This window comes from Celeribacter marinus (assembly GCF_965656515.1).
In the GTDB taxonomy this organism is placed as follows: domain Bacteria; phylum Pseudomonadota; class Alphaproteobacteria; order Rhodobacterales; family Rhodobacteraceae; genus Celeribacter; species Celeribacter marinus_D.
Genome location: NZ_CBFHKW010000024.1, coordinates 28336 through 36517, shown reverse-complemented (window position 1 = coordinate 36517; position 8182 = coordinate 28336). Strand labels below are relative to the sequence as shown.

Below are 8182 nucleotides of genomic sequence, written 5' to 3'. Positions count from 1 at the left end.
GAATGCGCAAGATTTGCACCCCTTGCGCCACCGCCGCCATCGCCACGGCAACCGAACCGATCACGCGGTCCGATGCCTCGGGCACGTTGCACAGTGTTCCGATAAATCGCTTGCGAGATGCGCCAAGCAACACGCCGCACCCCAAACTGTGAAACAAAGAAATGCGGTTCAATAGCGTCAGATTATGCGCCATCGTCTTGCCAAAACCGATCCCCGGATCAACAAGGATACGCGCACGCGCGATCCCTGCAGCCTCTGCCACGGCGATCCGCTGCTCCAAAAAGTCATACACATCCAACAGTACATTGTCGTAGTGCGGATCGTTTTGCATCACGTCTGGATCACCCTGCGCATGCATCAAACACACGGGCACATCGGCCTGTGCGGCCACACGCGCTAGATTGGCATCGTGGGTAAACGCATACACATCGTTGACCAGATTGGCCCCCGCCGCGAGTGCTTGTTGCGCGACCTGCGCCTTGCGCGTATCAATCGAGATCGGCACCGGTGTTGCGCCGCGAATGGCCGCAATCACAGGCGCAGTACGCGCAATCTCTTCGGCAGGAAAGACATACGCCGCACCAGGGCGTGTACTTTCGCCACCAATATCAAGGATATCAGCCCCCTGATGGACCATGCCCAAGGCGTGCTCAATCGCGTCTTGCGGACTGGCAAACACGCCGCCATCGGAAAAACTATCAGGGGTTACATTCAATATACCCATGAGGTTTGGTCGCGCGAGGTTCAGCCCCGCAACACATCCGCGCGGCGCGCGCAAACGGGTCATCACAGTCTCGGGCACATCGTTCAGATCGACAATACGGGGCGCAGCGGTCCGCGATAAAACCTCGACCTGCGAAAACCACGTCCAGCCCCCCGCAAGCGTGACGGCCTGCGCGGGACGATGCACATCGGTTTGCACGCGGGGGCGATAGTAAAGCGTACTCATGTCAGGACAAAACCGAAAGGGCACCGAGTGGCACCGATCGCATGGGCACCGATGGCGTTCTCTGCGCCCCTTTTGACTGCGCCGCGCCCCCGATCACGATGACCTCACAGGCCGAAAGCTCTGCCGCCATCCACGCAACCAAATCGAGCGGTCCACCCGTTGGGCGATGCGTGGCATCGAGAACCATTTTCGACGGTGCCCAAACCGAGATGTGACCATTCTTCATCGCCCAATCAAGTTCGGTGCGCGAGGCGCGCACCACACAGCGCGCATCGCGACCCGCAAGGCACCATGCGTTTTGCTCAATCGCCAACAAATCAATACGCCTTTGTGTCAACGTGGTCTCGGATTTCGGCCATGCCCCCGTTGGTAGATCAACCGTGACAATCACAGGGCGGGGGTCCGCCTCCAATGCGTCAATCCACGTCGACAAAAGATCACTCTCGAGCGCCGCAGCACTCAGATGCACAACGATAGGGTGCGGCGTCGGCGCGCTCATTTGGCTGGCACGGTCTGCCGTCTGCCCCGCTGCCCGCACGATCTCGACGCCCAGCGCGCCAGACCCACGGTCCAGCTTTTCCACACGCACAAAGACGCGAAACGCCCGCGGCTCCGACAAAATGCGATCCGCAATGCGCTCTGCAAGCGTCTCCAACAGGTTCATCCGCTCGGCATCCAGCTCGATACGGATCGCCTCGGTCAGTCGATCATAGGACAAAATGCGATCCACGTCGTCATCAATCGGCCCCGTGAGAGGCGTCAGTTCCACAACAATATTGAACGAGACGCGTTGCGTTACTCCGCGTTCCGATTGAAACGCCCCGATATCAACCTCAACAATATGATCGCGCAGCGAAATCCGGTCATGCGGCATCTCGGACGATGTCGCAGCCGCACGGGCTTCGGGATGGTCGAACGCGAGATGGATATCGGACACCATGGGGGCCTCGTCTGTGGTCAAAAGGTGCCCCCTGCTACATCAGATTGTAGGGGACGTCCAACCTTCGCACACATCAACGCGGGCCAGATATGCAAAAACCCCGCCGGTTTTCGCCGACGGGGTCGCAAAATGTTACAAAGCCGCAAAATCAGGCGCGGGGCATCTTGTAAAAGAAATGCACGCCGATCTGTGCCGTGCGCGGAAATTTGCGTGCCCAACGTGGGTTTACAGCCGTTGTGTGGTAGTGCGTGGCCCCCTCGGTCAAACGGCGCGGCGCACCATCAAGCATCAAACGCGCCACCTTTCCCACACGTGTGTAGGCTTTGGGTTCGTGGATCGCCTCGGCGTGTCCATCACAGGTATACGTAAACTGGCACTGGTATTTTTTACCTGTGCCCTGATTGACCACACCACAAACGGTATCGGGAAACGCGGGGGACGACACACGGTTCAAGATGACTTCAGCCACGGCAAACTGACCCTTGACGCTTTCACCTCGTGCCTCGAAATAGAGCGCCTCGGACAAGCATGCCCATGCCTCTCCACCCGATGCCTCGGGTAATTGGGCCAAATATGGTTTTGTGTACTCGATCGCCACGGGCGGTGTCGGTTTGCTTTTCGGACGGTAGTTGGCCAAAATTTCGGTAACGGTCTGTGCCCCGGCGGAGGTCATCGCCTCACGCTCTTGGGCAAACAACACCGACAACTCATTGGTCAACGCGCTCTCGGGCGCATTGGACATGCTTAGCTTTTCAGCGGCACCGAGAGACTGCGGGGCACTTAAAACACCGAGCGCAGACACAAGCGCAAACGCTTTCAGCCCGTTCATTACTTTCATAGACACTTCTCCTTGTGCCCCAAAAATCGAGGCTCACGGTCGCTTATTTAAGCCGCTGTCTATGCCAAAAAATCTCAATGGTCCACCTCAGTGGATTTTGGAGGTTACAAAACGGTCAAATCGGGCCTGCTTTTCGCGCGCCCGATTTGTTTAAAACTGTCTCTTTTTAGTTATACAACAACGACTAACAGATCTATTCGTGCCGCCGCTCCTGTGCGACCAATTGCGCAGCAGCCAAGCGCGCAACAGGTACCCGAAACGGCGAACACGACACGTAGTCAAAGCCCGCCGCACGGCAAAACGCGATAGATTCGGGGTTGCCCCCATGCTCGCCACACACAGCTAAAGTCACGTCAGGGGACATTGCGCGCCCACGCGCTGCGCCGATATTCAACAACTCGCCCACACCATCGATATCGAGGGTGTGAAACGGATCTTCGGGAAACACACCTTGTTGCACATAGGCGTTCATAAATCGCCCCGCGTCATCGCGTGACAATCCATATGTCATCTGCGTCAGGTCATTGGTGCCAAACGACAAGAACGCCGCGTGTTGGGCAATATCACCCGCCCGTAGCGCCGCGCGTGGCGTTTCAACCATCACACCCAACCGATACGTAAACTCGCTGCCCGTTTCATTGCGCACAGCCGCCGCGACACCATCGACTTGGGTTTTGACCAATTCAACCTCGCGTTTGGCCGACACCAACGGGATCATAATCTCTGGGACTACCGCATCGCCATGCTTTGACGCCTCAACAGTGGCCTCAAAAATGGCGCGCGCTTGCATTTCGTAAATTTCCGGGAAGGTGATCCCAAGACGCACCCCCCGCATGCCAAGCATCGGGTTGAATTCAGACAGCCACTCAATGCGGCGCGTCACATCCGACAAAGGCAGGTCCAACGCTTCGGCCAACTCTTTGGCACCCGCGCGATCAGAGGGCAAGAATTCGTGCAAGGGCGGATCAAACAGACGTATACACACAGGATGACCCTGCATAATGTCGAATAACTCTGTAAAATCAGCGCGCTGCATGGGCAAAAGGCGCGCGATAGCTTCGCGACGATCCTCGTGGGTCTGCGCAAATATCATCTCGCGCATCACGGTCAGGCGGTCACCCTCAAAAAACATATGCTCGGTCCGGCATAGGCCGATGCCCTGCGCCTTGAAGTTGCGCGCCATAGCCGCCGCATCGGGCGTATCGGCATTGGCCCGCACACCAATGTCGCGGATCGCATCGGCCCATTCCATCAGTTGCAGATACCAATAGTCTTTTGCAGGAGGCAACATTTTAGCCGCCCCCAAAAGCGCCTCACCTGCAGAGCCGTCGAGCGTCATCATCTCGCCCTCGTGGATGTCACGACCATCCGGCAAGGTGAGGGTATTGGCGCGCGAATTGATCCTCACATCGGCCCCAACCACGCAAGGCACACCCATTCCCCGCGCGATCACCGCCGCGTGAGAGGTCACCCCCCCGCGCTCAGTCAACACACCGACGGACGAATGCATCCCGCGAATATCCTCAGGCGCAGTTTCGCGGCGTACCAAAATACAAGGCTCGCCACGCGCCTCGCTCGCTTGTGCTGCGGCAGAGGTGAATACGATTTTGCCAACCGCCCCGCCGGGGCTAGCGGCGATGCCACGACACGCCACATCGCGCACACCAGCCGGATCGACCTGAGGGTGCAATAATTCGGTCAAGGAGCGCGCAGGAATACGGCATAGCGCCTCATCTTTGGAAATGATCCCATCCTCGGCCAATTGCACCGCTATACGCAGCGCGGCACGCGACGAGCGCGGCAAACGGATCGCATCGATGATGTGTAACTTACCGTTTTCAATGGTAAATTTAACTTCCATTTCTTCGCGCAATTTAGCACGACACAATTGTGCCGCCGCAACAAGTTGCGCGTAGGCCTCTGGCAAGAGATCCTCCAATGACGGCCCGCGTCCATCTTTGGTCAGATAGATCACATTGCGTTCGTTGACTTGAGTTTCACGACCTTGGCTTTGGCGAATAAACCGCCCCTTTACGATCGGCTCGCCCGTATCATTGTCAACCAACTGGATCACGCCAGAGCCGTAATCGCCATTGCCAAGCCCAAAGGCCATCGCTTGCACGACCAAGCCCAATCCCGCATCGGCGGGTGCGCCTTTTGCCTGTCTGAGCAACCGCGCCGTTGTGCCGGCCCAAGCGCGCGCCATAGAGCGCAAAACCTGCAACAACTGGATTTCGATCTGTTGCGGAAAATCCTCGTCCGTCTCCCCCTCATAGGCCGAAAGCGCCGCGTTGAGTTGGTCTGACGTTGCCATAGAGTTGTCAAATTCGAACAATTCGGGGTCAAGTTTCTCGACATGCACCGCGTATGCTTGCACAGATCGAAGATAAAGCGCATCTGCCGCGTCTTGACCCAATGTCTTGGCCAACTCGTCGTGACGCGCCGCGTTCATGCCGATATTGAGAATGGCATTGGGTCCGCCCCAGTCGGCCACTTCCGATGACGGACGCACGGAGAGCAATTGCTTTTCCCCAAACACGTCCAACAACGCATCCATATCGGGCTGTTGCCCCTCCGCAAGCGCGTGCACAGTATCGAAACTGAGCGCCACAGTTTTTGGCACCGGCAAATCCAGTCGGATCAACCGTTGCAAACACTTTGCACGCCCGCCATGTGTCCCCACCGAAATGGGGGCCACTCGTTTTATGCGTGTAAATCCAAGACTTTCGACACTGTGCTGCACTGCGGCGCTCCTTTGCGCGAATCCTACGCGCGTCAGGGACAGATGTGCAACTAAAACGTTACCGCAAACACTCAATCATGGGGGTTTCAGCCGTCGATTTTGGTCAGATCGGCCACACTGAGGCAAATATCGCGAATGCGCCCCAACAGGTTGAGCCGATTACGGCGCACCACATCATTATCCGCGTTCACCTGAACCGCCTCGAAAAACGCATCCACAGGACCGCGCAGGTCGGCCATTGCGGACATGGCGGCGGTGAAATCCTCAGACGCCATAGCGGGTTTGATCTTGGTCTCGGCCACATCGAGGGCGGCGAACACCGCGCGTTCCTCGTCCATCTCGGCAAATTTGATGTCGGCACCGTAAGAGTATTCAACACCGTCATTTTTCTCGGCTTGCGTGAGAATGTTGTTGGCGCGTTTGAACCCTTGGATCAGGTTTTTGCCGTCCTCGGTCGCCAATGTCGCAGACAACGCGCGGGCGCGTTTGACGAGCAACGTGATATCGTCAGCCCCGTCCATCGCCAGACAGGCGTCGATCACATCGTGGCGAATACCCTCGTCCTTGAGGAAGACCTTGAGGCGGTCGTGGAAGAAGGAGAGGAGGTCGGCGGCGATTTCTTTAGTAACATTCCGATCATGTGTAGCCCAAAAAACATCACGAAAACCATCAAAACCTGTTTTGCCATTGGGGTAGCTGGGTTCCGTACTAAGCCATGCCTTTTGTGCGGCGGGCCATTCAGCTGCTACCGCATTTTCAACGACGAAATGGAACAGCAGGTCGGTAAGCGAAATCCTCAGCTTTCCACTCAACACCAACCGTATATCCCCAAGCGCGGCGCGCCGTAGCGCAAACGGGTCTTTTGATCCTGTGGGTTTCTCGTCAATCACCCAGAACCCTGCCAGCGTGTCGAATTTATCGGCGAGCGCCACGGCCACGGACACAGGGTCGGTCGGCACGTCATCGGAGGGGCCGAGCGGCGAATAGTGGTCGCGGCACGCATCGGCGATGGCATCGGACAGGCCCGCGGCTTTGGCGTAATAGTGCCCCATGATGCCTTGCAGTTCCGGGAACTCATAGACCATTTCGGACGACAGGTCGGCCTTGGCGACTTTGGCGGCCAGTTCGGCCTCATCGGCGTCCGCGCCCACAATCGGGGCAATCTCGCGGGCAAATGCGGCGATGCGCGCAATACGGTCGGCCTGAGAGCCGAGTTTGTTGTGAAAGGTGACGTTGGCAAGCGGCGCAGACATGGCCTCGAACCCGTCACGCTCAACCGTGCGATTGTCGTTTTCCCAAAAGAATTTCGCGTCCGACAGACGTGCGAACAATACCTTTTGGTTGCCTGCCAAAATGGTCGCGCCATTGTCGGCGGTTTCGCGGTTGGCAACGGTCACGAATTTCTCGATGCGCCCCGTTTTGGGATTGCGCACGGAAAAGAATTTCTGGTGCTCTTTCATCGAGGTTTGCAGAACTTCGGGCGGCAAGCCCATGAAATCCTCGGCAATGTCGCCCATCAACACAACAGGCCATTCCACCAGACCCGCGACCTCGGCCAAAAGACCGGCATCTTCCACGATTTCAAGGCCTTGTGCAAAGGCCTGATTGGTGGCGTCGTGCCAGATATGGTCGGCCCGCTCGGCGGCGTCCAGCATGACAAAGTTCTGTTTGAGCTTGGTCGTGTAGGCGTCAAACGAAGAGACGGTAAAGGTGTTTGGCGCCATGAAACGATGACCAAAAACGGTGTTGCCTGCTTTGATCCCGTCGATGTCGAGCGGCACAATCTCGGCACCCTCTTCGGTGGTCAAAATGCACACAATGGAGTGCAGCGGACGCACCCATTTGAGCGCGCCATTGCCCCAACGCATAGATTTGGGCCACGGAAAGTTGCGGATGGTCGCCTCAAGAACTTCGGCCACGATCACGGATGCGGGGCGGCCCGCCTTGGTGATTTTGGCCACATAGACCTGACCTTTTTTCTCGTCGCGGATCTCAAGCTCGTCTTTGCTCACACCTGCCCCGCGCAAAAACCCCTCGAGGGCTTTTTCGGGCGCATCAACACGCGGTCCTTTGCGCTCTTCCACGGTGGTGGGCGATGCATCAAGCAGCCCCTCAACGGACAAGGCCAAACGGCGCGGCGTGGCAAAGGCGCCAGCGGACGCATAGGTCAAACCCGCCTCGACCAAACCATCGGCGATAAGCTTTTTGAGATCTTCAGACGCACGTTTTTGCATGCGTGCGGGGATTTCCTCGGAGAAGAGTTCGATCAGCAGGTCGGGCATATCTTACTGTCCTTGTGGCGCGGGCGGGCAGCCCTCAGGTGCGGGATCGCCGTCAAAAACGGCCTCACCACACGGGTTTATCTGGTGCCATGAAAAGGCGCGGCCATCGGGATAGACGGCGATCACGCTATCGATGCCATAGTCGAAATTCGCCTCACCGAGAAAGGCCATAGCGGCCCCCGCCTCGAGGTCGTCCCCAATTTGTTTGGCGTCAAAGCAGTTGAACCATTTGGGTGCGATCAACGGCTCTGCGGCCTCATAGGGCACAAAGGTTTCCGTCATCATCGCGGTGGAGAGCGGCGTGGTGAAACAGGCGCGAAACCGGATGGGCGATGTGTTGGCATCAATGCCTTCGTAGTCGGCAGCAAGGATATCCTCGGCCACACCGTCGAATGTGGTGGCACGCACAGTCGCGCGCGGTGCGGAGGCA

General features: G+C 57.6%; 6 protein-coding genes. All 6 read right to left on the bottom strand.

The genetic code is table 11. From position 1 onward, the window contains the following. Positions 1-949 (bottom strand): dihydropteroate synthase (gene folP / locus ACTG34_RS07435; protein WP_439104327.1); only part of this gene is annotated, 949 nt, incomplete at its 3' end. A 1-nt stretch (position 950) separates the two neighbouring features. Further along, the gene (locus ACTG34_RS07430; RefSeq protein ID WP_439104330.1) at positions 951-1889 is read right to left on the bottom strand and encodes a dihydroneopterin aldolase; all 939 of its coding nucleotides are present in this window, start codon (positions 1887-1889) and stop codon (positions 951-953) included. Positions 1890-2037: 148 nt separating this feature from the next. Continuing rightward, entirely contained in the window at positions 2038-2727 is a 690-nt protein-coding gene (locus ACTG34_RS07425; protein ID WP_439104326.1) for a cell wall hydrolase, read from the bottom strand. Between the two features lie 193 nt (positions 2728-2920). Further along, positions 2921-5470 (bottom strand): putative PEP-binding protein, encoded by a 2550-nt coding sequence (locus ACTG34_RS07420; protein WP_439104325.1) that lies wholly within the window; start codon positions 5468-5470, stop codon positions 2921-2923. 86 nt (positions 5471-5556) lie between these two features. Next, positions 5557-7752 (bottom strand): glycine--tRNA ligase subunit beta, encoded by a 2196-nt coding sequence (gene glyS, locus ACTG34_RS07415; protein ID WP_439104324.1) that lies wholly within the window; start codon positions 7750-7752, stop codon positions 5557-5559. Between the two features lie 3 nt (positions 7753-7755). Then, a partial coding sequence (locus ACTG34_RS07410) for a DUF6446 family protein (RefSeq protein WP_439104323.1) occupies positions 7756-8182 on the bottom strand: 427 nt, incomplete at its 5' end.

What these genes read in the sequence shown, in the direction of transcription:
- ACTG34_RS07425 (WP_439104326.1), bottom strand. Translation starts at nt 2,727, where the DNA reads ATGAAAGTAATGAACGGGCTGAAAGCGTTTGCGCTTGTGTCTGCGCTC.
- ACTG34_RS07430 (WP_439104330.1), bottom strand. Translation starts at nt 1,889, where the DNA reads ATGGTGTCCGATATCCATCTCGCGTTCGACCATCCCGAAGCCCGTGCG.
- glyS (WP_439104324.1), bottom strand. Translation starts at nt 7,752, where the DNA reads ATGCCCGACCTGCTGATCGAACTCTTCTCCGAGGAAATCCCCGCACGC.